This window comes from Pseudomonas sp. CFBP 8772 (genome assembly GCF_014841665.1).
In the GTDB taxonomy this organism is placed as follows: domain Bacteria; phylum Pseudomonadota; class Gammaproteobacteria; order Pseudomonadales; family Pseudomonadaceae; genus Aquipseudomonas; species Aquipseudomonas graminis_B.
In genome coordinates, this window is record NZ_JACYUI010000002.1 from 421,744 (window position 1) to 445,155 (window position 23,412).

The following is a 23,412-nucleotide window of genomic DNA, read 5'->3' on the forward strand; positions in this document are numbered from 1 at the left end:
CCGAAGGAAGTTTGATTTTAAGCAACTCGAAAAAATTTTCGTCATGAGTAGAAAGAATGATCTGTCGGTCAAAGCGAACGGCTATATTACGAAGTAAATCGATGGTGGATAGAACGTTGATTGAATCCATGGAGTGAATTGGGTCATCTATAAGAATGGTTTCAACGGGCTTTCCCTCGTGTTGTACATGAAGCGCCCGAGCGAGGAAGATACTTAAGCTAAGTATGTTTAACTGCGCTGCGCTGAAATACAGATTAGGCGCAACTCTTTTGCCATCTTCCTCTTCTAGATATACTTCTAGTCTGGGTTTGTCGTCAGGGAATATGCATTCGAATTTTACAATTTTAAACGAAGGGTGTGGATCAATTTTTAGATAAATACGGTTTATTAGTTCCGTATAAAAGAAGCTATCTATTCGTTTTTTTTAAACGGCCTTCGACGTTTACAAATTCTTCGCCAAGTTTAATATTTAGGACTGAGTAGCTGTTTAGTTGATCTAGAATTGATGCTAATTCTTTTCGGGCGTTCGATTTATTAATTGCTGGTAGTATATTTTCTAATTGGCCAGAGAAAACTTCTATAAAAGATGCAAGTTTTCGTTGAGCTTCAAGGGTGTTAAGGCTCGACTGTTCAAGTTCAACCAGGCTCGCCTTTAATAATGACTCTGAGATTTCAGAGTTAAGATCAAGAAGCCGTAAATTGGATGTAAGCGGTATAATGGTTTCTTCGCTTTTGTTCAGCTCAACAGTCATGGCATCAAGCATAGTTGAAAGTTGATTTTGCTCAAATATCCCCGTTGACTCGCCAATGGTTTTGGTTATTTTTTCTAAATTTTGATTTTCATTGACGATTTTTTCCGAAAGCTCGACTGCTTGAGATTTTAGTTTTCGAGACCTATCACTAAAGAAAGCATGCTCTTCGTTTCTTGCGACTGCATGCTGTTGTAGGTAGGTGCCTACAGTTTGTATCGACGGCGATTTTGAAAGGTGGGCTATTGTGGCTGATACCCATTCAATATCCTCTCGCACTTTTTGAAGTGCAACTAATATCTCAGTCGCTTTTAATTCGTTTGCTTTGTTTTGAGAGTTTAGCTCGACATCTTTTTGCGTAAGTTGCGCGGAGTCTTCACGACAGCGCTGTAGAAACTCTTCTTTGTCGAGGAATAATAATTTTGCTCTGAGTTCTTGAAGTTGAGCGGTTAATGATTCTATTGTCAGCTTCAGAAGTTGCTGCTGATTCGTGTGGTTGAGGCATTCATCTTGCACTCTACCCAGTTCCGATCTCAGGGCTGCTATTTTTTTGGCCTTTAGTTCGTTAATATATTTGAAGGCTTGAGTCAGGTAGCTTTCATTTTCCTGAAGTTTACGTTCGACCTCATTTTTTGCTTTGATGATCGACTGTTGTTGATAAGAAAATTTACTGTTATTCAGGATTTTTTGCGATAGCGCTTCATAAGACTCATGTTTATGGCTGCAAACAGGACATTTATCTGAATGTTCGATCCCTATTAACTCAGAGGCAAGGCTAATAAGTTTTTCTAATGTTTCCGTATCCGCTGCTATGCGAGCTAAACTTTTTTCATGTGAGGTGATTTGTGTTTGGTAGGATTCGATGTTGCTGAGTGCCTGAGAAAGTTCACTTGGAAATGTTTGTGGTGCACCTAGGGTGGCTAAATCAGAAGAGTAAAGAATATTTCTATCTTCTGGAATTGAATTTATTCGATTAATCTCTGTTTCGAATGCATCTCTCGCTGCTATGCTGCCATTAAGCCGTTTAATAGAGAGGTCGAGTTGTACAGTATGGTCGTTAATGTCCCTCTGAGTAAGTATTATCTGCTCATGTATAGGGTTGACAGCTAATTCAAGCCTGGTAATTTCTGCCAGACGATTTTCGATTGCCAGTTTAGCTGATTGTATTTCCTGCTGTTGAGCTTTCAGTCGATTACTGTTCGCTTCTTGCACATTACGATCAGCTAAAAGTGCGCTCTCATTATGTCTGTGTTTCTCCAAGGCTGTTGTTTCAACGATGTATTGATCGAGTTGGGATGCTGCTGAATCATGTTTGCTGAGCAGTTCACCTATCTGGCTGAGCTTTGTACGAAGCTCAGGTAATGTAGACTGAAGCCTGATTTGCTCATTAAGTAATATATTATTTTGTTGAAGGGCCTGAAGTCTTTGTGAGGCACTGTTAGTTGAATTTTTTGCTCTGTAATAATCAGGCAGGCCTGTTAAGCATGAGTTTATCACTTCTAGTATGCGTTTGTGTTTATCTATTTTTTCTGATATTTCTAGTGTTCTTTTCGTAATTCTATTTTTGTAGTCGAGCTCCAAGGTGGAGTCATAGATTGGCAAAATTTTATCGAAGTTTTCGCCTAATTCATTCAGTGAGTCTATAGTGTTGTTTACTAACTCAATAGCCTTTTCCTCTATTGGCTCCTCAATTACTGCCTTAAGGTCAACAGAGTCGGTAGTCAGTTTTTTGATCTGGGCGTTGCATGTTTTTCGTAACGCATTTAATTTGGCTCGATACTTTTCATCATTGCCTCCAAAATGCTTAACGAATTTCTCATATCTTACTTCCGGCTTTTCCTCCTTTAAAAAGGCATCAATAGCGTCTTGTGACAAGAATATATCCGTGAGGTGCTTTGTGCTTTCATCAGTGTTTTCGGGTTTAAAAGCATAGTCACGTCGACCCAGTGCAGCTTTTCTTACATCACGCTCAAATTTTCCATTCCCTGTTACATTGATTTTTACGTAAGACGGAGCATCTTCACTGATATATCTATTCCGAAGGATACTCTGGCCGCTTTCTGCAGTATTCAGATACAACGAGGTACTGTCATTATTAGATCTGAGGCCGTCGCGAATGTATCTCCCTATATTATTAGTGATGGCCCATTCGATAGCATCGTACAATGAACTCTTGCCAAATCCATTGGGGGCGTAGATCGAAACGAAGTTGGCTGCTTCTACGTTTTTTGTAGAAAAATTGAAATTGCCATCTCCTTCGTCGGCATATGCTCTAAATCCGACAATTTCAACATTTTTAATCTTCATCGTGGTTCACCAATGAGACAAGCTTGTCTAGTTGCAATAAGCGTTGGGAGGCTACGTCGTCTTTAGAACCGGGAGGTATTTCATCAAGAGACTCAATAATTATTTGGAGCTCGCTTTTTTTATGTTCTGCATTTGCTTCTAGTATGTCTTTTTGATTTATTAACTCTAAATCATTACCAAGTATTTCGTTGTTGAGTAGTTTGTCAATGTCGTTTTGGATGTGGGGAATGTCAATAACCAGTTTTCGCAACGAGAATTTGTCATTCTCAATCTTATATTTTAAGGTCTTATCAATGGTTTCTGTGCAAAGAAATACAAGGTAAATATTCCAAGCTAGATACTTGTTGTTTAATTTTGCTTGGAACTCTGTTGCTATGCAGCTTGTAATCTGGCTCCAATACTTCAATAACGTGACATTCGTATTCCCACTGCAGACAAAACAATTGATTGAGTCTGTGGTTTTAGTATCGAAAAGTTTGAAGTCTAGTTCTGGGAATGATTCGGTAAGGAAGTTAATATTTTTACTGCTTTCTGATAAAATCACTATAGTGCTCCTTGAGTTCTTTCAACAAGCAAGCGGCATTATGTTCTTCAGAGAATTGGTTGCCTTTAACATAAAAACTTTGATTTAAAGTCACGCATTCGTGGTGAAGGCCGGCCCAATGATAAAGTTTAAACTCCGTCACGGGGTTTATCATCGGAGAGTCTATCCTGGTTTCAGTAGGGTAGACTTTCCCAATATCCGCGATAACTTGATCTAGCGCCTCTGGAGGTGGGGTGTACATTCCCTCTGAATCTGCCGTGCTTACAATGATGATACCTCCAGGCTGTAACCCTCTTAGGTCAGAGGTGTAGATATCTCTTAATAACCACATCCAATTTTCTTTTGTTGCTTTGAACAGGAAGCGTCGCTGGGATGAGTTTTTTTCGAGATAGCCAAAATCTACTGTTTTTACTTCATCAATTAGTGCCGCTATAATAATTAGCTCTAGATAACCTATCCAAAGCATGACTTCAAGAGCATGTTCACTAGGTGAGTTGCGGATGAGCAGTTGTTCTTTATAACGCTCGTGTATATCTTTCGGCGTGGGGAGATCTTGTCGATCAAGCTCTGCAGCAAAGTCGTGTAATATACTTTTTAAAAAATCAGCCCCGGTCGGTGTTGAAATGCCTCGGAATTGAAATGTCCTACTTATTATGTTGGAAAATGAGTGTAAGTGAGGGGCAAGAATTGGCTCATAGTCATCATTTTTTTCCAAGAGCCGATCTATTGCTTCCAGCGGGATACATTCTATTTTCCCATGAAACTCACGGGTAGAGTTACCTTCGACTTTTGACTCTATGCCGCAAAGAAAAATATCAATTTCTAAATCTCTAAATACACCTCCCCCTGAAACACCAACTATCTGATCGTGACCTGGTTTGTTTTCAAGAGTGACAACAAAGTGATCGGGTCTAATTTTTCCAGTGACTCCACGAAATTCGTTGAGCTGCCTTTCGCCAACTTGGTCTTCTCGGGTTTCTGGATAGCCACATACATGTACTATTTGATCCCGGTCAATCTCGTCTATACACCTGAGTAAACTTGACGGTATTTTTTCTCTGGTCTTGAGAATCGCAATATCATTATCAGGGTCTACAATTCTGTTGGATAGCTCGATTTCTAATTCGTTGTATGTTGTAACAGTTATCTGGCCAACATCAAAATGCTCGCCACTATCTTCGGCAGTCTCTATCACATGTTTTGCTGTGAGTATGTATGTATAACGATCGTTCGAGGGCTGGATGACTACCCCGCTTCCGCCATTCACACGTACTGTATGGTCACGCATTTTTTCTGAAAAGTCAGCCAAGACAAAAATCCCCGTTCAAACCCTTTAGTTTACCTTCTAGTTTTTCTATTTCTTGTTGTGTATAGATGGTTTTAATTATTTCGGGATAATTGAAGTAAATTGTGGCGTTTGGATTGTGATGGTGAATGCGTGCAAAGGTAAGCTTGTTTGGTAAGCCGTGTCGAGAACCATCCGTGCTTACTACGTAATGGTCACAATTTATAAGGTCTAATAGTTCTGGGCTAGTATTCGCTTTGCTGCCATGATGAGATAATTTCACGAGATCAGCGGTGATGGGATTGGATTTTGAATAGTTAAATGATCGCAGTCCATCTAATATTTTACTCGGTGGGGCGTCACCTAATAACAAAATTATTTTGCTTTGGAATTCTATAATGCAACTTATTGAGCTATTATTGTGTATTGAATTGTCTTCAATAAATGTATCATTATTTAATAGTTGTTCGTATGTTTGTTTATAGTCTGTGTTGTGTTTTGAAGTAAATGGTGATGTCTGTTCTTTTTCCCATTTTATTAGTAATCGCTTTATGCCTGCTTCATCTGGTGATAAAAAACGAATTTTAACATTTTTTAGATCGTGCTCCATTGACTGTAAGAACAGTTCTCTTTTCCATATTCCAGCATCTGTAATCAGCTTTTCGAATGTTATCCCTTGCTTGATGCTCGTTAGTGAAGACCCGCTAAAGTTGCCGCGTAATACATTCTGGCTTACGTCAGCTAATTTAAAGTGTTCATGAATGAGCTGGCCTGAATTAAAAACTACTGATCTAGTAAGATTTCGTAGGTGATGGGGGGGCTCGAAGCCTTTTATGAGGCCACCAATATGATCTTCATCAACATGGGTCATGATGAGCAAATCTATTTGCCCGCCGTTACCTGCGAGCTCATCAAGCATTTTCCTTAGTGCGCCATCACGATGGTCACCTACTTCCCGAGGTGTGAAAGCTGAGGGGGGGCCCCCATCAATAAGAATGGTCGAGACTCCATCTTCATCTATAGCAGTGATGAAAATCGCATCGCCATGCAGCGCCTTTAAAAAACGTACCTTCAATGGCATCTTCGACTCCTTTTTTGCAAGAGCAGCGCTGTAGTACGAACCTACCATGTCTAAGCACATGGTGCTTGGCGCAATCCCAACATTATGCCACTACAACTGCAGAATCGGCATTCGCGGAGCGATCTAGTCTCAGATGGAGTCCGATACTGGGTACCCAACCATTTTTTTGTTCGTTTTTGCAGCAAGATGCTGACCTTGCTGTGACATTTGAACTGCCAAGGTTTTCCTAGGCGTACGGTGATCAGTTGCATGGTTAAAACGTAGTAATAGCACGTTGCTCCTGCATGTTTGTTCAGGTAGTGATCCAGGAACCATAGGAGATGCTTTCGCTGCCAAGCCCAGGGATTGTCGCGTTGCCAACGCTCAGCAATTGCTTCTTGGATGGCCTTCGCCTGACGAAGATGACGCTTGCGGGTGGAATGCGATCCGGTCAGAACGCCCACCAGGAACAGCATACTGATCACCGCTAAGCGCCGCCATGGTCCTGTTCACGCTAGACAATCGGTTTTGCGCGGTGGCGATGGCGAACTCACCTTGTTCAACGTTGCTGACGTAGATGTCCGGCGTAGTCCAACAAGGTCTGCCGATCAATCTGCCGCGCATCGTTAAACCCGGGCCCATCCTCCGACCGACACCAGCGTACAAATGCCTGCCAGCGATCACTGCGCGCCTTGACCGTTCCGTAATGCCCGTCGCCAAATAGATCTTTTAGCGCCTGCGGTCCGGCGTAACTCAGTTGTCGCCCATAGCCAAATTGCGCCCATTTCGTCTGCCCACCAGTGCCATGATCGAACTCCTCTCGAAGCCAAAACGTTCAAACCTTCCTCACGTCATCCCGCCACGAATGTTGAGTGTTATCAGGGATCAAGGCCCCTGCGACCTGTGAGGGTTGTCCACTAATGCGGGACTGGCGGCTCTTTACGACCGGTAGCTTGGGCATCTCATGATCTGGTCTCCTGAACATTTCCGAGGAAGTGGGCGGGTGGAGGCTGCATCGGCTGACGAATCCAACGCCGCGAGATCCTGAGCCAGGTAAAAGCAGCACTGCGATGACCGGGGCATGCCTGACTGTCAGTCAGGTGCAATCCATTCCCTGGGCTGCGGCACCATCATCTGCATCGCTGTTGCTGGTGAATTCAGTATTTGTCACGCCGATTGTCACGAGGGAAATGCCGCAAAGCCTTGTACGCGTTGGGCTGCAGCAGCGGTAGGAGCGCCCGTCTCTTTCCGGGAGAAAGAGACGGGCGCAGGTTGGCGCAAGGAAATGCCTATGCGAATAGATCGCAGCAGGGCAGCTACAAAGACGAACCGCCCACCTTGGCGATCGACACCTCAATTAATGCCCGCGCTGCATCAAGCTGATGCACCACCGAGCGCGCCAACGGGCGGAATTCCAGCGTGCAGTTATCTGCGACTTCGTAGGCGGTGGCTGCGGCGCAGGCGAGGTATTCGGAGGCGGTGAGCAATGCGTCCTCAACTCTGACGCCGGGCTTGACCGAGAACAGGCTCAGGTTGCCGAGGTTGGCGTTGGTGCAGGTTGATTGTAGGGCGGGTGTTTCGGGTGGGTGAGGGGTGGATCTAATCATGGTGTCTCTCCTGACTTGATGAGACCGACGCCGTTCGCGACTAAACGAATAGGTGGCGGCTGTACGCGGGTTAGTCGACCGGGAAGTCAGGCACCCGGCGCACCCGAAGGTGCCCCTCGTACAGCCACCATAAAAGGACAGAACCGGTGTCGATGACAGCGGCTCAGGTTATGGGGCGTTACGCGCCTGACGTGTTCGGGCGACTAAACCCGGTCGTTGTTTGCAACGACACCCGGGAAGGTAGTCGCCGGATCAGACACGTTCAAGCGGTCGGGAGGATATCGCTTAATTTCAGAAGCGTCCTACGGGATTTCGGACTTTTTGTGGGGGTTGGGCGGGGAGGTAGGGCGGTAGTGCGGCGGAGGGCGCTTTCGCGGGCAAGCGCGCTCCTACGGGGATTGGCGGTGTGGCATTTGGCACAAACAAAAAAGGCCCACCTTTCGGTGAGCCTTTTGCTAAATCTGGTGCCGGCACCAGGAGTCGAACCCGGGACCTACTGATTACAAGGAAGGTGGTTCAAACAATAGAATCAATAGGTTACGTGATTCCTTGTTACGTGCTGATGCGCCGAAACCCGCTAAATACGCGGGCCCAGGTGCGCTTGTTACGCGAGGATTGCTCAGTGTGTGGGGCCGCGATGAGTGGGCCCCTGATCCGAAGGGGAGGGTTACGCGTCAACTGTCCCGGTGCGGGCGTTGAGGATTGATTGAAGCGCTGATGGAGTTGTGGACCACAACACATACTCTTCCCATGAAAAGCCCAAATACTCGTGCAGCTGCATGCCCGCGCCGCCAAGCCCCGCATGCCAGGCTTCGACATACCAGCCGATGTCGTTCGGCTTTACCGCGCCTTCTAAATAACACTCCACAAAGTTCATGCCTTGCTCCCTATTATCAATTAGTCCGCAGAAGGTGAAACCACGGGCAGGCTGTGGTCGTAGATGTCCATCATCTTCGGGTCACGGTGACCACTGGCCTCCTGCTTGCCCGCTCGGTTGCCAGCGGTGTCTGTGATGCCCCTTCGCTTCAAGTCGTGCAACGCGAAACGCTGCTCGGGCGTGATCACGTCGTCCTTGAGTGCCAGTGTGATGAAACGCTGCCAGGCGGTATCAAGACTCGACTTGCGCAGAGTACCGCCATGGCTCGCGACGATGATGTGTCTTCTATCTGGTGCTATCGGAATAGGTGTTCTGCGTTTTTCCCAGGTGCGTGATCGGTACGCCTTTGCACTGTCCCACACGGCCCGCAGGCGCGGCGTCCAACGAACGATGTTGTCCCTGCTGCCCTTGCGCCTGTTTGTCAAAATCCCTTCTTCCAGCTCATTGGCGTCTGTGAGGGTGACGACCTCGATACCTCGAAGCCTGCACAGATACGCCAGCTCCATCACGATCGGTAGATATTCCGGACAGCCACCGGGTTCGTTGCGCGCGAGCCGGCCGCGAGCTGTTGCCCGATCGATCAGATCGTCCATGACGCTTTGTGTCGGCAGCCGGCGCTGTTTGCGTTCGATCGGCGCCTCGATGCCCAGCGCTGGATTGATTTCTAGATAACCTCGGTTGCGCCCCCACTGCAGAACCCGGCGCAGATATCGGAGGGCATGCGCGGCTTTTGAAGGGGTGCCCTCGTCTGCAAGCCGATCGACGATGCGTTGCACCAGGGCGGCGGTAAACTTCTTCACAGCGAGGTCGCCCAGCGGCTTGCCCAATTTGGTGGGAATGTTCAGCAGTACGTCTCGGGAGTAGCAGTAGTCGTCGTGCGTCTTTGGCTTGAGTTTCTTATAGCGATCGCTTTCGTGAAACTTCTCACAGACGTAACGGAGTGTGCCTCTGTCGACGTTCGACGCTTCATCCATGATCCGATGTAGTTCTGCCAGAGACACGTCTGCAGGCGCCACATTGCGGCGCCGCTGTTTGCCGGTTTCGTCCCTGTGGAGGGTGTACCAAACTCCGTTGCCGCGCTGGTCGAAGAAAATGGCCGCCGGAAGGGCGGCCTGATCGACGTGGGCAGGGATGTTCGGATTGTGCTTCCGCTTCCTCGCTCGCTTCATAAAATGTCGGGTTCGTACCGTTCGTTCGATGCTGGGGTCAGCCCAGCTGCTTGATTGATAAGGTCCAGAGTTGTCCACGGGCCGGTACGGCCTCGAAACAGGCGGACGCCCTGCTCAATGAGTGACCGTTCAACGTCAGACCGGCGCTGATATCCGGTAATGCGCTGCAGGTCTTCGAATATCAAGACATTGCTCGACATGGTTGCCTTAGGATCTCTTATGCCCCGGTCAGTGTAGTCAGTGTGCCGGGGCATAGTTGTTAGAAAAAAGTGAGCGATCTTCTGGAGGAAAGCCTACCGGGAATAGCGTCTGCCTCGGGCCAATCTCGCAGCAACCTTCTCAGCCATCAGCTCCGTCCATTCATCCTCTTTTCTTTTTTGCCTAATGCGGCTGCAGCTTTGATGGGTGTGAGTCGATCGAGCTCTACCGCAAATGTCGCAAATGCTCGGCAGATCGAGTCGGTGGCTCGCCATCGTTGGTCGTTGGCGGGCAGTGGCTTGCTTAGGCATCAAGCACCTCGCTCAGCTTGAACGTATGTCCATCCACAATCGTGTTCATGGTAGCCTCGGCCGCGCTGCCGTTGAGGGTTTGAGCTTGCATGGTTCTCTCCTTTCAGGGGTGGTAGGTGCCATGGGGTTGCAGCCCCATGGCACCGACTTCATTTTGATTTCTAGCGAAGGATCCAGATCATCAGATCCGGAACCTGCACCGCGACAATTGCGATCAGCGTCACAGTAAGTACTGCGCCCAACAAATGTCCCAGTAGGGCGCCGCGTGCGGCTTGTTCAAGTGGTTCGGTGTTTCGCATGGTCCTCTCCTTTCAGGGGTTGCCGGTTGCAGCCGGCGTCACAGGTCGCTGTCTGGCAATCGCACCAGGTGCAGCACCAGGTCTAAAAACTGGTCGTTGTCTTCCTCGCATGACTGCCAATCCAGCACCGATTCAATTTGCCGCCGCGTGCAATTGAGCACCAGGATCTCTCGCTGACCATCGGCGCCACGGACCTCCAGAATGTCGACGAGTCCGCTGGGACCATAGGCTTCCGCCTGGACGGTTTTGCGCTGGTCATTACCCAGTTCGTCGAGCAGCTCGGTAACGCGGCTTTGTTGCGCGTGCGCCGTGCCGGCGACGACTTGAATTTGCATGGTTCTCTCCTTTCAGGGCTGTTCGACGTGGGTTGCAGCCCTACGCCTGAAAAATCCAGCACTTGACGATCGGTGATTTGGTGATCGTGTTGTTATGTCGCATGGCGTGGTGAGCCCGGACTTTGCTGTCCACCGACTTATTCGATTCCAGAAATTTGTGCCGGCGGGATTCCTTGAGGCGATCGCGCAGCTCGCTGACGTCGGCCAGCTTCTGGCGATGCTCGGCGGCGCGCTCGACGAACTCGTTGAGGTTGATGGCGATGACGTTGTCTTTTTTGCTGTGGTTTACCACTGGGCCTTCGGCATCCAGGCTCTGCAGGTAGTCGTAAACCTCCCAGAATTCGGCTACTACCGGGTGGTCTGCGCTGATTGAGCTCTGGCGCTCGATCGCCATGCCGACGATGCAGCGTTGTGTCGCGGTGATTTGTGCGTCAGTCAGTGGGACCAGCGAACGAATGCAGTCAACCAGGCCGAGAAGCTGTGCGTGGTTCTTTACGATCCGCTCGACCCGAATGTATCCGCGCAACTGGTTGCCGCACTTCTGGCACGCAGACTTTTCGCTATCAGGCGTGTACGCCGTATCGCAGCTGACGCAATGGGTATGCAGCCGGCGCAGACGGGCTTCGTGAGCCGGGATCTTGTCCGCAAGGGTGGACATGACATCGCCTTCACGCTTGACCGCCTGCAGCAGGAAATGGCTGAGCTTGTTGCCGTCCAGCGCTGTGAGCTTGTCAGCAGCCTCGCGGCTTGCCGGAGTGACAGCTGGGCGGACGAAATGAAGCTTAACGATCCGCGTCATGATGGCTTCGGACGCTACAACCGGAGCGTTCTGGCTGATCGCGATCGTGCCCCGGAACGGCGGCTCGTAGGTTTCGTTACCGGCCGTCTTGACGCCTTTGGTCGCCAATGTGCCGCCGCCGAAGTAATCCTTCAGCTCGTCCCATTCGAAGTTCTTGGCGTGTGATTTGTCATCGCCGCTTCGGTCAGATTCCAGCAGTACCACCGGCATCCCGGAAACTTGACCCATCAACCGGCTCCTGCCGGCCTTGGTCGATTTGGAGGGGTCGAAACCCTCATAGCCAGACCGGCCAAGCAATTTCCACAGCAGGTTAAGCAGCGTGGTTTTACCGGCGCCGGCTTCGCCCGTTGCTTCCAGAAAAGGGAACGACTGGTAACGAGCCCGGATCTGCTCGGCGAACAGTGATCCGAACCAGAACGTCAGCGCGACCACGCCCTGAGCGCCGAAGCACGTCCAAAGCAGCTTTGCCCATTCATCGCTGTATTCCTTTGGATCGCGCTGAATACGGACCGGCACCGCCTTTTGCAAAGTCTTGAGTCGCAGTTTTCCGAACTCGAAGAACTCCTCGTCGTTGACAGCCACGACCTGACCATCCTTGATCGCCATGTCTCCATAGACATAGCAGGCGTACTCTTTGCTGTAGCCAACGAAGTCGATCGTCTGGACCGTTTTGATCGCAAATAGCTGGTCCTTCATGATCTTGTCGAGCTGCTGACCGCTGCCAGTGAACACGGCGCCTGCAGCCATGCCCAGAAGGCGCTTCTTGAATTCGCTCGCGGCCGCGACCTGGCCGCCGGTGAACGTGTTCTTTACCGACACGCCGTCGTGGGGGAAGTCGACTCGGAAGAAGTACCAGGACTCGTCGGTGATCTCGTTGCGTTGGAAATACAGGGCCTGCGGGTAGCAGTTGGCGATCTCGACCACGCAGCCGGACATGCGCAGCGCCTTCTCTCGCATTGCCTTGTTGTTCAGCTGCTGCTCTTCGTGGTTTTCGCTCGTCTCCAGCGCTTGCATGGCGCTGTTGAACTTACTGATGTCCAGCTTCCACCAGTACAGACGGGACTCGAAGCCAAAGTGAAATTCCTCCCGCTCGCGCCAGTCGTACATCAGCAGCGCTTTTTCCGAAGCACTCTCCGCGATCAGCAGGGCGCCGTGGTGACGCGCTTCGGCGATGTCGCCATCCAACCGCTTTTGCCGTTCGGCTTCGTCGTCGATAAACGCCCAGCGCTGATGCAGATCGTTCCAGTCCACCTTTCGCGCATCACGTTGCGGGATCTGCGCGGCAGTACACTCAAACCCCATCGCACGGGCCATTGCCACCCATTTGCGCGTGTACTTGTGCGCGCCTGGTTCATTGTCCAGCGCCCATACGAGCCTTGGGAGACTGCCAGCCCGTAGCGTGATCAGCGCCTTGAGCGAAGCTTCCGGGAAGGCGTTGGACGACATCGCGGCGACAGCGTCGATATCGTTGTGCTGCAGGGCAATGGCGTCAAAGATCCCCTCGACAATCCAGAGCTCGCGGGTGTTGGAGAGGTCGACGTGAGGTGAACACCACCAATAGCCCCTGTACGATTCCTTTGGCTTGAACCGAGCCTTCTTCTTTCCGAACCGGTGAGGTCGGTCGATCAGGCGCTCCCAATAACCGCCGCGCTCCAGAGGGAAGCGCACGGTTGCCGATCCGATCTCCAAATCCCGATCAAAGTAGCTCTCCTGAGTGAACAGGCCTGCGACCAGGTTCATCTTGAACCCGCGAGCGAACTCCAGGTAGGCGCGAGCCGTGGCAGTGGGCTGATCATCAGTTGCCGGCGCCCGTTTGCTCCAGTCGTCGAAAATGTCGTCGTACAGCTCTTTAACGTGCCACTGCTGACCGCACTTGCTTTCCCGGCCGCACTTGATGAACCACGGGTTCACGAAGCTGGAGTAGAGCTCTTTTTTGCCGCATGCCGGGCATACACCGCCGCGCATGAAATCCGTGCCGGCACGATGCTTCAGCCCGTAGTCATTTTCGAGTCGGGTCAATACGTCAGCCCGGATTACGTCTTCCATCGTCAAGCCTGCTTACTTATGGCGGCCTGTAAGGCGCCGAGAGTGGTTTTTTGTGCTGCCAGGGCCGGGTAAGCGGAAAGGATCGCGCCGGAGCGCAGACCGTCAGGGACGCGCCGAAACTCATCCGAATACCAGTGCTCTTGAATTCCGAGGCGCAGCCGCTCTCGCAGCTCGTGCTGCAGGGCTTCTGCAAGGTTCTTGCTCAGGTTCATCCGGATCGAAAGTGCTGTGCTCATGGCTGTATCCCTGATTTCGGGCGCAATTCGCCCAAACCCACACGCTCTGGGTCGTGCTATTTGTTCAGATGGTCGGGGGTGTCTGTCGCTGCCCGGGCAAGTCGATCAATTGCTCGAAGATATGAGCGACGGGGATGGCGTATGCATTGCCGCTGGTGGGGTCAGTGAGCACCGCCACGGATTCGCTGCTGTTGGCGAGGTCCAGCCGGCGCTGATCGCCAGTGGAGCACAGCTCGCTGTAGGCAAGGGCCGCGAGCGTTTCTGCGAGATAAAGGGGCACTTCGAGAGAGGTCTGCAGATAGGTCACAGCCCGGACGAAGAGCTGGTGGTCATTGTCCAGGTGTTCGCCCTGGTGACGCTGCATGAAGCACAGGGCAGCGCTCTGCATCGTCGAGCGGTACTCCAGTTCAGGGTTCTGCGCTTTCAGTAAGATTTTCATCAAGCCGTCTCCAATCCCAGTAGATCCATCTGTTGCTCGCCATCCTTTTTCATCGCATGCCGGCGCATCGCGACCGGCGCGACAGGCAGGCGAACCGATGGGTTTGGTATACCGGAGGGGCTCATTTCGTGAGTCATCTCAAACTGAGCCCGAACTGACCAGCTACATGCCTCGTTGGTGCACTGCATGTAAGTGATGCGCAGAAAAATATGCGTACCTTCGCTTGTGCGGATCCGCATCCGCCCATGGCAATGCGGACATACCAATTTGTACGTGCTCACTTGTTCTCCCCGCCGCTAGTTGCGGCCTTCGGCTGACGCCGAGAATTGGCGGCGCTTCCTGCGCCTACTTCGGTTCCTACGTGCCCGGGCGTTCCCGGTGCAAAACGATCACGGCGGTGATCTCTTCATGGCTGGCCGCAACATGCGCGCGGTGCGCGGTTAGGATCTCCTGCACTTCGCTATCGTTGATGACCCCATCTTCGAGGGCCTTGGCAATGATGGCGTCGACCAAACCACGCTTGATTGAGGTGTTGATCGAGCGTGCATATAGATCAAGGTTGTCCAGCTGACCTGCCTCGGCAACGGGGACGAAAACCCCGCCGTACAGGCCGCAGACGAAGTCCGGCAGGTGGGTGGTCCCGGTCTGTGCTTCCAGAAGGCAGATCTGCTCGTCCGTCAACGGGCGACTGCCGGCATTTTCATAAGCGTGGTTATCAAACTTCTTGACCGACATACCGAGTCGCGGTGCTGCGCAGTCACGCCCGCCCGGGTAAGCACAGATCACTGCGCTGACGACTTGGCGGCGGGTTTCTAGAACGGTGCGTTTCATCTTCTGGTTTCTCACCGGCAGAACTGCAATTAGTTTGATATCACGCCGTCTTTGATACGCAGGAGCACAGCTGCTCGTCGTGCCTCGCCTCGAACGCCTTTTTTCCGACCGTTCAATAGATCGCTGACCAAACTTTTGTTCAGAGCATGTTTCCGGCAGAACTCGGCGATCGTTACCCCATTTCGGTCAAGTTCTGCGCGGGCTTGCTCGGCTGTTAGGAGGACGGGCATAGTGTTCATGTGTGTTCAATCGTGTTGTGTGTGCCATCATTATGACCAAGAAATTGTGTGTGTAAAGTGGCGAATGCCAAATATTTGTGTGTCTGGAGATTCCTTGGAAAAAACTTTGGGCGAGCGGCTCCGGGAAGAGCGCGACCGGCTTGGCATAAACCAGAACGAGCTGGCTGACGTTGGAGGGGTTAAACGCAACTCCCAGGGCAACTATGAGCGCGGCCGACAGAACCCGGACACGGCGTATTTGTTGGCTATCGCGAAAGTTGGGGTCGATGTGATGTACGTGCTTTTCGGAAGACGCGACCATGCCGTCGAAGCCCAATCGGGGATTGAGGCCGAGCTGATTTGCTCTATCCGCTCGTTGAGTCCTGCGGATCAGGCCGTGGCCCGACGCGTTGTAACCGGCCTTGCAGAAATGAATACCGGGCGCGTCAATCCTGCAACTGAACCCGAATAGACATCCCACAACTGACCGATAACTGCATCCATCGCCAATCGCTGAAAGTAGCGACTTTGGGCTATTTAGAATCCTGCGAAACTGTTGATGCTTTCCGTTTCCCAGGAGTATTGAGCATGTTGGATCGAGGCGTTTTGGAGAAGCTTGAGCAGGATGCTCGAAACAACGATTGTCCCGACTTGAAGTTGACCCAACTGGAGTATTTGTTGCTCCAGCGGTACCGACTGATGTCGGAAACCGATCAGGCGCACCTGCAGCGCCTGGCAGAAATGCTGGCCCGGACGAAATAGGCCCCCGTTGCGCAACCGCGCTCCGGCTGCTCACGCCGGAGCTCCGGCAGTAGGCGCACTGTTTTTTGCCTGCAGCCGTTTATATTCCCTTTCAACTGCCCGCTTCGCCGTCGCCTTGCTTTCGTACAGGTGCGTTAGCCGTCGTGGCTGCGCCTGGTCGCCTGCCGTGACAGTGTGCTGTTTCGCGGTCTTAGATTCCCGGTACCAGGCAATGATGCCCGTGTAGCTTTTGCCATCCTCCGCTAGCTCGGCAACCTCATCCCCATCGGGCAATTGCGATTCCAGCTCCAGACTGGTGGTGAAGGCGTCCGAGGTGAAACTGTGCTTCACATTGCCGCCGAGCCAAATGATGTCGGCAATTTCCTGCTTGATTCCTGTCAGCGTGTATGTGAGTTCCGGCGCAAGATCGGGTCGGCCGTGGGCGAGCGTATAGCTCAGAGTCGCAGCCCCGCGCTGCAGTCTGTTCCACTCCGCACGCGCCGCCACGAGGGCACTTTTTCGATCCGTGAAAGAGTGCCTCAGATCCTTGATGTTCTCCCCGCCACCGGAAATGGCGCTTTTTTTCTCGGCGCTGTTGACGTCGTAGTAGAAGGCCCGCACGCCGGTGTAGCTGTCACGGTCCGCCTGCAGGAAGCGGTGCTGATCACCATCGAGCCGCGTGAGTGTGACGTGTGGCAAATTCAACCCGCTCGCGTTGGTCGCCTTGCCGATCGGCAGGAACAGCAATCTGTCAGCCTTGACCGTCGCGATTGCGTCGTACTCCTGGCCCAGACGCGTCAGCAAATTCGCATCCGATTCATTCGCCTGGTCGAGGTGCACCAGCTCGATGACGTTCAACACCGCGCTAATGACTGGTGCGAGCCCGTAAGTCCCTGCGATCGCTGTGATTACTGCGCCTATCGTCTGACGGTGCCAGCTACGCTCACGCTTGACCTTGAGCCCCGCGCGCAGGTCGACGCTCCTCGCTCGGATGCTCAATTGATCCGGAGCGCCGCTGTGTTCAGTTTCATCGACCGTAAACGTTCCCTTATCGACCAGCCCGGTATCACTCCACCCGAGCCAGACTCGAAGCGTGGCACCCTTGGGCGGGATCACTAGTAGGCCGTCATGGTCGGAAAGCGTCACGTCCAGCTGGTCCGCCTCGAGTCCGCGGTTGTCAGTGAGCTCAATACTGACCAGGCGCTTTTCTACCGCCGCCGTAATATCGCGGCCGTCGACCATCAGACGGCAGATAGGGCGGGGATAAGCCTTGGCCTCGCGCATGGATTTCTGCGCGCTGTCCAAGTAGCGGTCGACTTGGTCAATAGCCTCATCGATCACAGGACGGCCTTCAAAATGTTGCCCGCGCTGCTTACGGCAGAGCCGAGCAAATCAACGCGGCCGTCGTCGATGCGCTTCAACGCGATAGTGAATTCAATTCGACGCGCTGCGCCGTCCTGGAAGAACAGCGTGCGCGTCTCGTTGATGCTTTCGATCACCCAGATGCCGAGAATGCGGCCGGTCCCCTCGACCAACGGGTAAGCCTTGCCGGTGTCGGCCATGTAACGCAGCGTGTCGACGCTCAACGGCGTGCCAGCGAGTGCCGGCAGGAGAACGCCGGGAAGCGTGATCGAATCGTCGCCGCGTCCGAGAAACTGACGTGCCGGATTGGTGCCGATGCGGGAGGTGGATCCGTGCCGCCATTCCGTTTGCCGCTGCAGCTCCTGGTACACCAACGTTTCAAGGCTGAAGATGAACATGCCGAGGGCCATCATCATGGTCGTTTACTCCTGGTCATACAGCGAACTACGTGCCCGAGCCCGCTTTGCGTTTTGACGTTTATCCAGCTCGGCAGAAACCGCTCGGGCGATTGCGGCCGCATCCATTCCCGGGGCTGCGTGAATGTTGATTTCGATATGGTCCGGGGCCGATTGCACGACCGGCTGTGGCGCGACTGAGGCGATAGGTGGCCGGCTGTCGACGGCAATGGATGCCGGCGCTGCGGTCATTCCCACTGCGATGGCTCCTGCTTGAGTCAAGTTCTTGCCCATCACGCTGATTGCATCGAGCACTCCAAAGCCTTCAGGTGCCTCGGAAGGGGCCGCGCCGGCCGGGCGACCTGCTCCGGCCATCCCGATCGCGATTTGCCCGACCTGCGCGACTCGCTTCCCAATGCCTACAAGCACCCCGAGCATGTCGGGCGACGTTTTAGGTGCGGCCGGGGCCTGCGTTACAGCAGCTCCGTCGCGGGGTTTCTGGATGGGTTGTGTCGCCCACAGGCTCGGCTGGGGTTGGATCAGCGGCGTTCCGGCCGCACTCTCTGGCGCGCCCTGGACCGGCAGCATCGTTTGGGCGGGTGCAGCTTGATTCGGCGTCCCACCCAGTTGCGCCAAGCTCTTGCCCAAGGTCGACACCACGCTCAGTACCATGCTGGCAGGCGTGTTAGATAGGCCGGCTTGCGACGCGGCAGACGACAGCGCTGTGATCGCACTCAGCCCGGCGTTCGCCATCGTCTTCCCCGCGTCGGTGATGCTGGACAGTAGCCCCTGCGATTTACCCGGGGCAGGAGCCCCTGAAACAGCAGGAAGCACCGGCGCCCTTGGCAGTGCTGCAGGTGGCGTCACGTTGGTGCCGATCGTGATAGTGCCGGCTTGAGCGACGCGCTTTGCAATGGTCGCAACCGCCTCGAGCGGGCCGCTCTGTGTCTGAGTCAGCCCCTGTGCAAGACCGGCCATGGTGAAGCCACCGAGCTCGGCAAACACCCGCGACGGGCTGTGAATCCCGAGCTTTTCCTTGAACCAACTGATCGTTTCGGTACCGGCATCGGAAATAGCTGTCTTCACGCTGCCCATGGCGTTCCGGATGCCGTTGACTAGGCCGGTCATGATCATTCCGCCGAATTCAGTGAACCGGTTGGGCAGCTCAACACCCATGTAGCTCATCACCGCCGCGAACGCCTGATAGATCAGGCCGATCGGGCTGAAATTTGCGATCGTCTTCAGGATGCTTCCGATGCCCCCGCTGAAGCCCTGTTTGATTTCCTCCCAGGCGCTTGCGAAGTAGGTTTTCACCTTGTCCCAGTTGGCATAGATCAGGTATGCCGCGAGTGCGATCGCGGAGATGGCCAGGCCGATCGGGTTGGTCAAAAACAGCCGGCCGAGCCACATGAAAGCCTGCCCCACAAATGGCAGCACCTTTGACCCCAGGTTAATCATCATCCCAATGAGCGACGGCAGCTTGATCCCAATCAGCGACAAACCGTAGCGCACCGCCAGGAAAGGGCCGAGCGTGGTCGCCAGGGCGAGCGCGACAGAGCTGAATCCGATCGACAGAGCGGCGATGCCGGCGACAACTTTCAGAATACCCAGTACTAGGCCAGGGTTGGCGTCTGCCCAGGCCGTGAGGCGCGCCATGACACCGTTCAAACCGTTGACCAGCTCGATCAGTGCCGGCCGCAAGGTGGCGCCGAGCGCGCTGCTCAGGTTGAACATGCGGTTTTGTGCCATCTGCCAGCGAGCTGAAAGCAGGTCGGCCCGAATGTCGCCCTCGCGCTGCATCGAGCCGTCGCGTTTAGGCGCGGCTTTTGCGCCATTCACTAGATCGAGCTGGCGCTTATATTCGCCCAGGTTCGACGCGAGCTTGGCGGCATCGTCCCCGTATTCTTTACCGAACAGTTGAGTCATGACCCCCAGCTGCTTGTTTTTCGGCAGCTTATTGACTGCCTCCAGCACCTTTTGAATCGTGCCGGTGGCGTCTTTGGTCATGCCGTCCTGGACGGATTTCGCTTCCAGCCCGATCGCCTGCAGACCTTTGACGAAGCGCTTGGGCTGCTGGGTGGCGATAGCCAGCTCGCGAATCATGGCGTTCGTTGCAGTTGCTGCGATCTCTGACGATGCCCCCAGTGTCAGAAACGTGGAGCCCAGCGCCGCCGCATCCTTGAACGACATCCCGACCGAGGCCGTGACGCCTGCAGTGCGCTGCATCACGTCGATGATGTCTTTGCCCTTGGACATGGCGTTGTCGTCGAGGTAGTTGATCGCATCACCCAACTGGCTGACGTTCTTGATCGGCAGATGGTAAAGCTGGGCAATTCGCGCAAGGTTTTCGCCAACTTGCTCGGCCGGCAATTCGAAGGCAGTTGCCGCTGTCGCCGCCACGCGCGCGAACTCGAGCAGATTGTCTTTACCTTCGACGCCCATCCTGGCGCCCCCTTCCACCAGGGCGGCGATATCGGTCGTCGCCATGGGGATGGTCTCGGACATCTTCTTGATGGCCGCGCCCATTTCGTAATAGGTCGCTGTCAGTTGCCCATTGTCATCCCGGGCGCCGCTGACTTGCTTCGCGACGCCTGCCATGGCGTCTTCGTAGGAGGCGTAGTTTTTGACCATGCTCAGAATTGGCATGCCAGCGGCGGCGCCGACTGCGCCCGCACTCGCGCCCGCCACGGCCGCGTTGCCGGCTAATTCCTTGCCCTTGGAATAGTTCTTCTGTGCTCGTGACACGCGCTCCTGCTGCTTGGCGAGCGCGGATAGCCGGTCTTTCTGCGATTGGATGGCGATGTTCGCCGCCTCGATCTCGCTCTTTAGACGGCGCTCGGTGGCTCCGAGGTTGCGGGTGTCAGCGCCCGTCGATCGCATCAGCGGGATAAGCCGCTGCAGCTCGGATCGCTGGGCACTATGTTTGTTGGTCAGCTTTTCGACAGCGCTGCTCGCGTTGACGAACGATTTCTGGAAGGCGGCGGTGGGCGCGTCCATGCCCTGCAGCTGCTCGCGCAGCGCGCGCAATCTGTTCTGCGCCTTGGCGAGCTCTTCGGAGGACTGCCGAACGGCCTCCTTCTGACGTGTGTAGGTGGAGATATTGGACTGTTGGGCGTTCAGCTCTCTGAGCTGGTCCCGGGCCGCTTTGAGCGCGCGCGAAGTGGAAGTACTCCCGGCGCTGATCTGTTTCAGGGGGCCAGTTACCTTGTCGATCGCCGACAGCAGTACTTCCAGCCGCAGCTTGTCACTCATCCTTAGCCCCACTTCGCACGCGGGCGCGTTCGCGCCAGTCCATCAGCTCGGTCAGGGACAGCGGATCCATCGCCGCTGGTCCCCAGTGGAAAATCACGGCGATGTCCGCCATTGCGTCATCTACGCAACGAGGGACGCATCCGCCTTCGCCGACTTCGGCAACAAAAAACCAGTTACCAGGCTCGCCAGCTGCACCAGGTCGGCAGGATCCATTTGGCCGATTTCGTGTTCGGTCAAGGTCGGGTTCGTGATGCGCGGCAGTACTTTGCGCAGGGCCAGGACGTCCATTTGCAGAAGGTCAGTCAGCGTCACCCCGCGCAGTTCGCCTGCCATGGGTTTGCGAAGAGTGACCTCGTTGATCTCGGACGATCCGCGCTTGATCGGGCTGTCCAGAATGATGGTGTTCGGGTTCGGCTCGACGGCGGTGATTTCGTTGGCGGTCTCGGTGGTGGTCATAATTGGTACTCGTTAAGGAGGGTGAAGCGCCGGGAGAGCCGGCGCGTTAAGGCGTGCTTACAGGCCGATCGCCTTTCGGTGTGCGGCGAGCCTGTCCTCGCCGTTGACGACGAAAATGAAGTTGAGCAGGTCGATTTCCACCTCGACGTTTCCGTCGATCGTCAGCTTGTAGTAGCTGCAGGCGGTGTTGAATTTGTGCTCGGTGTCTTCGCCGCCTTCCGAGTCGCCCATGTCGATCTCTTCATGCCGGCCGCGAACAACCACTTCCACAGCAGATACCTGCTCGTCATCGTCCCGCTGGACCGATCCAGCCCATCGCAACTGGACGCCGCTGACAGATACGGCGCCGTATTGGCGCAGTGCGGTGAGGTCCCAGCCGCCGAGCGTCCATTCCATCGAGATACCGTCGTCGCTGTGGCCGAGGTCGACCTTCACCGGGCCATCCATACCGCCGCCGCGCCAGGCTTCCAGCTTGCGGCCCAGCTTCGGCAGGGTGACGGTCTTGCACTGGCCGACGTAGCTGACGCCGTCGTTGTACAGGTTCATGTTCTTGAGCTTTTTGGGCAGAGCCATAGTGGCGCTCTCCTGCAGGCGCGGCCGTGGCCGCGCTATTCAATAAGGGATCAGCCGTTTACGCGGCTGGCGAAGTCGACCAGGTACCGATCGGTGATGCGCTGACGCAGGCCCAAGTTCTCCAGCGGCGGTACGGGCGTGTAGTCGTAGTCCAGGAAGAGCTTGCCGGCCTTGAGGGTGTCCTTGTCGTTTGCGGCCTCGTCGTACCAGCACTCGCCGCCGATCAGATACCCCTGGCGCACCAGGTCACGGAATGCGGCGTTGATGCCTTCAACGATGTCGCGCACCAGGCTCGGGTGCATCGGCTTGTCCACGGCCCAGAAGTGGTTCTCGGCCATCGTGTCGGCCAGTACCTGGGCGGTTCGCGTGTAATTCTCGAAGGCGAACAGCGGATCGTCGCTGCAGGTGCGCGAGCCCCAGAAGCGGAAGCCGTCGCGGCGAATCAGCGTGGTCACGTCAGCGGCGTTCAGCAGCCCTGCATCGGTGTCGGGGCTCTGCAAGTCCCAGTACACGTCCTTGCTCAAACCGGCGACGCCATTGACCGCGATGTTGGAGATGGTCTTGTGCCAGCCCACTTGCTGATCGATCTTCGCTCGCAGGCCCAATGCGCGCGCTACGGCAGATGCGGTAGCGTCGGCGTTCAGCGCGGTGTCGAAGTTGATGAAGTCGGGCCAGATGGTCATCAGCTCGCGGGCGCCGAAGTTCTCGCGGTAGGCGATGGCCTCAGAGACTGTTTCGCAGTTCCAGGCATTGGCGTACGCAAACCCGCGAAGCTTCTGAGCGATAGCGACCAGCTCGGTAGCCACCGGGAGGCTGTCCAGACCAGGAACACCCAAAATGCGGGGACGAACGCCCAACTGGGCCTCTGCGGCCAGGAGCGCTTTCAAACCTGTGTACTGACCATTGGCATTCACGCCGCCGATCACATTGGAGCTGGTGGCGGCGGCGTCTGCGCCCTCGGCGACACGCACGACGACAGTGACAGGGCTGGACTGATCGGCGATCGCATCCAGGCTTCGTGCAAGAGTGCCTTTCCCGCCGGCTTTGCCGCTGGCGGTCAGCACGTCAGTCAGAAGCACGGGCTTATTGAGCGGGAAGGTCGCCGCATCCGCGTCTTCGGCGGTGCAGACCATGCCGATCACGGCGGTGGCGACTGTGCGTACAGGGCGTGAGCCCTCGTTGATTTCGACGACTCGGACGCCGTGATGATAATCGGATGGCATGGGGGATCCTGCGCGTTGATGGCGGTAGAGCGCAGGTTGACGCGCGCGCGTCGAGGAATGTAGCGGGGGGGCTTGTAGGGAAAGGGCTCACAAGGCGAGT

At 54.3% G+C, this 23,412-nt stretch carries 25 protein-coding genes and 1 pseudogene; 2 read left to right on the forward strand and 24 right to left on the reverse strand.

Annotated features, from left to right (window positions below; translation table 11 throughout):
- Positions 1-407 precede the first annotated feature (407 nt).
- From IFT99_RS05605 to IFT99_RS05680, 17 genes and pseudogenes are all read right to left on the reverse strand, one after another.
- The gene (locus tag IFT99_RS05605) at positions 408-3,056 is read right to left on the reverse strand and encodes a hypothetical protein (RefSeq protein WP_192130744.1); all 2,649 of its coding nucleotides are present in this window, start codon (positions 3,054-3,056) and stop codon (positions 408-410) included.
- The gene (locus IFT99_RS05610) at positions 3,046-3,600 is read right to left on the reverse strand and encodes an ABC-three component system middle component 1 (protein WP_192130745.1); all 555 of its coding nucleotides are present in this window, start codon (positions 3,598-3,600) and stop codon (positions 3,046-3,048) included. Before IFT99_RS05610 ends, IFT99_RS05605 begins: the two co-directional genes overlap by 11 nt.
- Complete coding sequence (locus IFT99_RS05615; RefSeq protein ID WP_192130746.1) at positions 3,578-4,909, reverse strand: ABC-three component system protein; 1,332 nt, start codon at positions 4,907-4,909, stop codon at positions 3,578-3,580. The genes IFT99_RS05610 and IFT99_RS05615 overlap by 23 nt, the downstream gene beginning before the upstream one ends.
- The gene (locus IFT99_RS05620; protein WP_192130747.1) at positions 4,902-5,966 is read right to left on the reverse strand and encodes a ComEC/Rec2 family competence protein; all 1,065 of its coding nucleotides are present in this window, start codon (positions 5,964-5,966) and stop codon (positions 4,902-4,904) included. The genes IFT99_RS05615 and IFT99_RS05620 overlap by 8 nt, the downstream gene beginning before the upstream one ends.
- Before the next feature lie 453 nt (positions 5,967-6,419).
- Positions 6,420-6,752, reverse strand: a pseudogene (locus tag IFT99_RS05625) (integrase domain-containing protein); the annotation flags it as partial.
- A gap of 509 nt (positions 6,753-7,261) precedes the next feature.
- The gene (locus IFT99_RS05630; RefSeq protein WP_065987403.1) at positions 7,262-7,552 is read right to left on the reverse strand and encodes a DUF6124 family protein; all 291 of its coding nucleotides are present in this window, start codon (positions 7,550-7,552) and stop codon (positions 7,262-7,264) included.
- Between the two features lie 667 nt (positions 7,553-8,219).
- Positions 8,220-8,429, reverse strand: a complete 210-nt coding sequence (locus IFT99_RS05635; protein WP_192130748.1) for a hypothetical protein — start codon at positions 8,427-8,429, stop codon at positions 8,220-8,222.
- 20 nt (positions 8,430-8,449) lie between these two features.
- Positions 8,450-9,598 (reverse strand): site-specific integrase, encoded by a 1,149-nt coding sequence (locus IFT99_RS05640; RefSeq protein WP_192130749.1) that lies wholly within the window; start codon positions 9,596-9,598, stop codon positions 8,450-8,452.
- Positions 9,595-9,798: a hypothetical protein gene (locus IFT99_RS26240; protein WP_110950414.1), complete on the reverse strand. Its 204-nt coding sequence runs from the start codon at positions 9,796-9,798 to the stop codon at positions 9,595-9,597. The genes IFT99_RS05640 and IFT99_RS26240 overlap by 4 nt, the downstream gene beginning before the upstream one ends.
- A 470-nt stretch (positions 9,799-10,268) precedes the next feature.
- Positions 10,269-10,406 carry a hypothetical protein gene (locus tag IFT99_RS05645; protein WP_192130750.1) on the reverse strand — a complete coding sequence of 46 codons (138 nt, stop codon included), beginning with the start codon at positions 10,404-10,406 and terminating at the stop codon, positions 10,269-10,271.
- A gap of 38 nt (positions 10,407-10,444) precedes the next feature.
- The gene (locus tag IFT99_RS05650; RefSeq protein ID WP_192130751.1) at positions 10,445-10,741 is read right to left on the reverse strand and encodes a hypothetical protein; all 297 of its coding nucleotides are present in this window, start codon (positions 10,739-10,741) and stop codon (positions 10,445-10,447) included.
- 40 nt (positions 10,742-10,781) lie between these two features.
- Positions 10,782-13,586, reverse strand: a complete 2,805-nt coding sequence (locus IFT99_RS05655; protein ID WP_192130752.1) for a toprim domain-containing protein — start codon at positions 13,584-13,586, stop codon at positions 10,782-10,784.
- Between the two features lie 2 nt (positions 13,587-13,588).
- Positions 13,589-13,822, reverse strand: coding sequence for a hypothetical protein (locus IFT99_RS05660; RefSeq protein WP_192130753.1), 234 nt, complete (start codon positions 13,820-13,822; stop codon positions 13,589-13,591).
- 64 nt (positions 13,823-13,886) lie between these two features.
- Positions 13,887-14,261, reverse strand: coding sequence for a hypothetical protein (locus IFT99_RS05665; RefSeq protein ID WP_192130754.1), 375 nt, complete (start codon positions 14,259-14,261; stop codon positions 13,887-13,889).
- A complete protein-coding gene (locus IFT99_RS05670) occupies positions 14,261-14,542 on the reverse strand; it encodes an ogr/Delta-like zinc finger family protein (protein WP_192130755.1) in 282 nt (93 codons plus the stop codon). The genes IFT99_RS05665 and IFT99_RS05670 overlap by 1 nt, the downstream gene beginning before the upstream one ends.
- 76 nt (positions 14,543-14,618) lie before the next feature.
- Positions 14,619-15,092 (reverse strand): YmfL family putative regulatory protein, encoded by a 474-nt coding sequence (locus tag IFT99_RS05675; RefSeq protein ID WP_192130756.1) that lies wholly within the window; start codon positions 15,090-15,092, stop codon positions 14,619-14,621.
- A 29-nt stretch (positions 15,093-15,121) separates the two neighbouring features.
- Entirely contained in the window at positions 15,122-15,322 is a 201-nt protein-coding gene (locus tag IFT99_RS05680; protein ID WP_192131019.1) for a DNA-binding protein, read from the reverse strand.
- A gap of 103 nt (positions 15,323-15,425) precedes the next feature.
- Here IFT99_RS05680 and IFT99_RS05685 point away from each other — a divergent pair, with 103 nt between their 5' ends.
- Positions 15,426-15,782 (forward strand): helix-turn-helix domain-containing protein, encoded by a 357-nt coding sequence (locus IFT99_RS05685; protein WP_244656897.1) that lies wholly within the window; start codon positions 15,426-15,428, stop codon positions 15,780-15,782.
- Positions 15,783-15,898: 116 nt separating this feature from the next.
- Positions 15,899-16,072 (forward strand): hypothetical protein, encoded by a 174-nt coding sequence (locus IFT99_RS05690; protein ID WP_192130758.1) that lies wholly within the window; start codon positions 15,899-15,901, stop codon positions 16,070-16,072.
- A 30-nt stretch (positions 16,073-16,102) separates the two neighbouring features.
- On the opposite strand, the gene IFT99_RS05695 is transcribed toward IFT99_RS05690, so the two are convergent.
- The 7 genes from IFT99_RS05695 to IFT99_RS05725 are packed head-to-tail and all read right to left on the reverse strand — an operon-like array spanning position 16,103 to position 23,312.
- The gene (locus tag IFT99_RS05695) at positions 16,103-17,392 is read right to left on the reverse strand and encodes a phage late control D family protein (protein WP_342214606.1); all 1,290 of its coding nucleotides are present in this window, start codon (positions 17,390-17,392) and stop codon (positions 16,103-16,105) included.
- Positions 17,389-17,829, reverse strand: coding sequence for a phage tail protein (locus IFT99_RS05700; protein ID WP_192130759.1), 441 nt, complete (start codon positions 17,827-17,829; stop codon positions 17,389-17,391). The genes IFT99_RS05695 and IFT99_RS05700 overlap by 4 nt, the downstream gene beginning before the upstream one ends.
- Positions 17,830-17,835: 6 nt before the next feature.
- Complete coding sequence (locus IFT99_RS05705; protein ID WP_244656898.1) at positions 17,836-21,060, reverse strand: phage tail tape measure protein; 3,225 nt, start codon at positions 21,058-21,060, stop codon at positions 17,836-17,838.
- Positions 21,053-21,172, reverse strand: coding sequence for a GpE family phage tail protein (locus IFT99_RS05710; protein ID WP_110950425.1), 120 nt, complete (start codon positions 21,170-21,172; stop codon positions 21,053-21,055). Before IFT99_RS05710 ends, IFT99_RS05705 begins: the two co-directional genes overlap by 8 nt.
- 8 nt (positions 21,173-21,180) lie before the next feature.
- Positions 21,181-21,516 (reverse strand): phage tail assembly protein, encoded by a 336-nt coding sequence (locus tag IFT99_RS05715; RefSeq protein ID WP_192130760.1) that lies wholly within the window; start codon positions 21,514-21,516, stop codon positions 21,181-21,183.
- A 57-nt stretch (positions 21,517-21,573) separates the two neighbouring features.
- Complete coding sequence (locus tag IFT99_RS05720) at positions 21,574-22,089, reverse strand: phage major tail tube protein (RefSeq protein ID WP_192130761.1); 516 nt, start codon at positions 22,087-22,089, stop codon at positions 21,574-21,576.
- 50 nt (positions 22,090-22,139) lie between these two features.
- Positions 22,140-23,312 (reverse strand): phage tail sheath protein, encoded by a 1,173-nt coding sequence (locus IFT99_RS05725; protein ID WP_192130762.1) that lies wholly within the window; start codon positions 23,310-23,312, stop codon positions 22,140-22,142.
- Between the last annotated feature and the right edge of the window lie 100 nt (positions 23,313-23,412).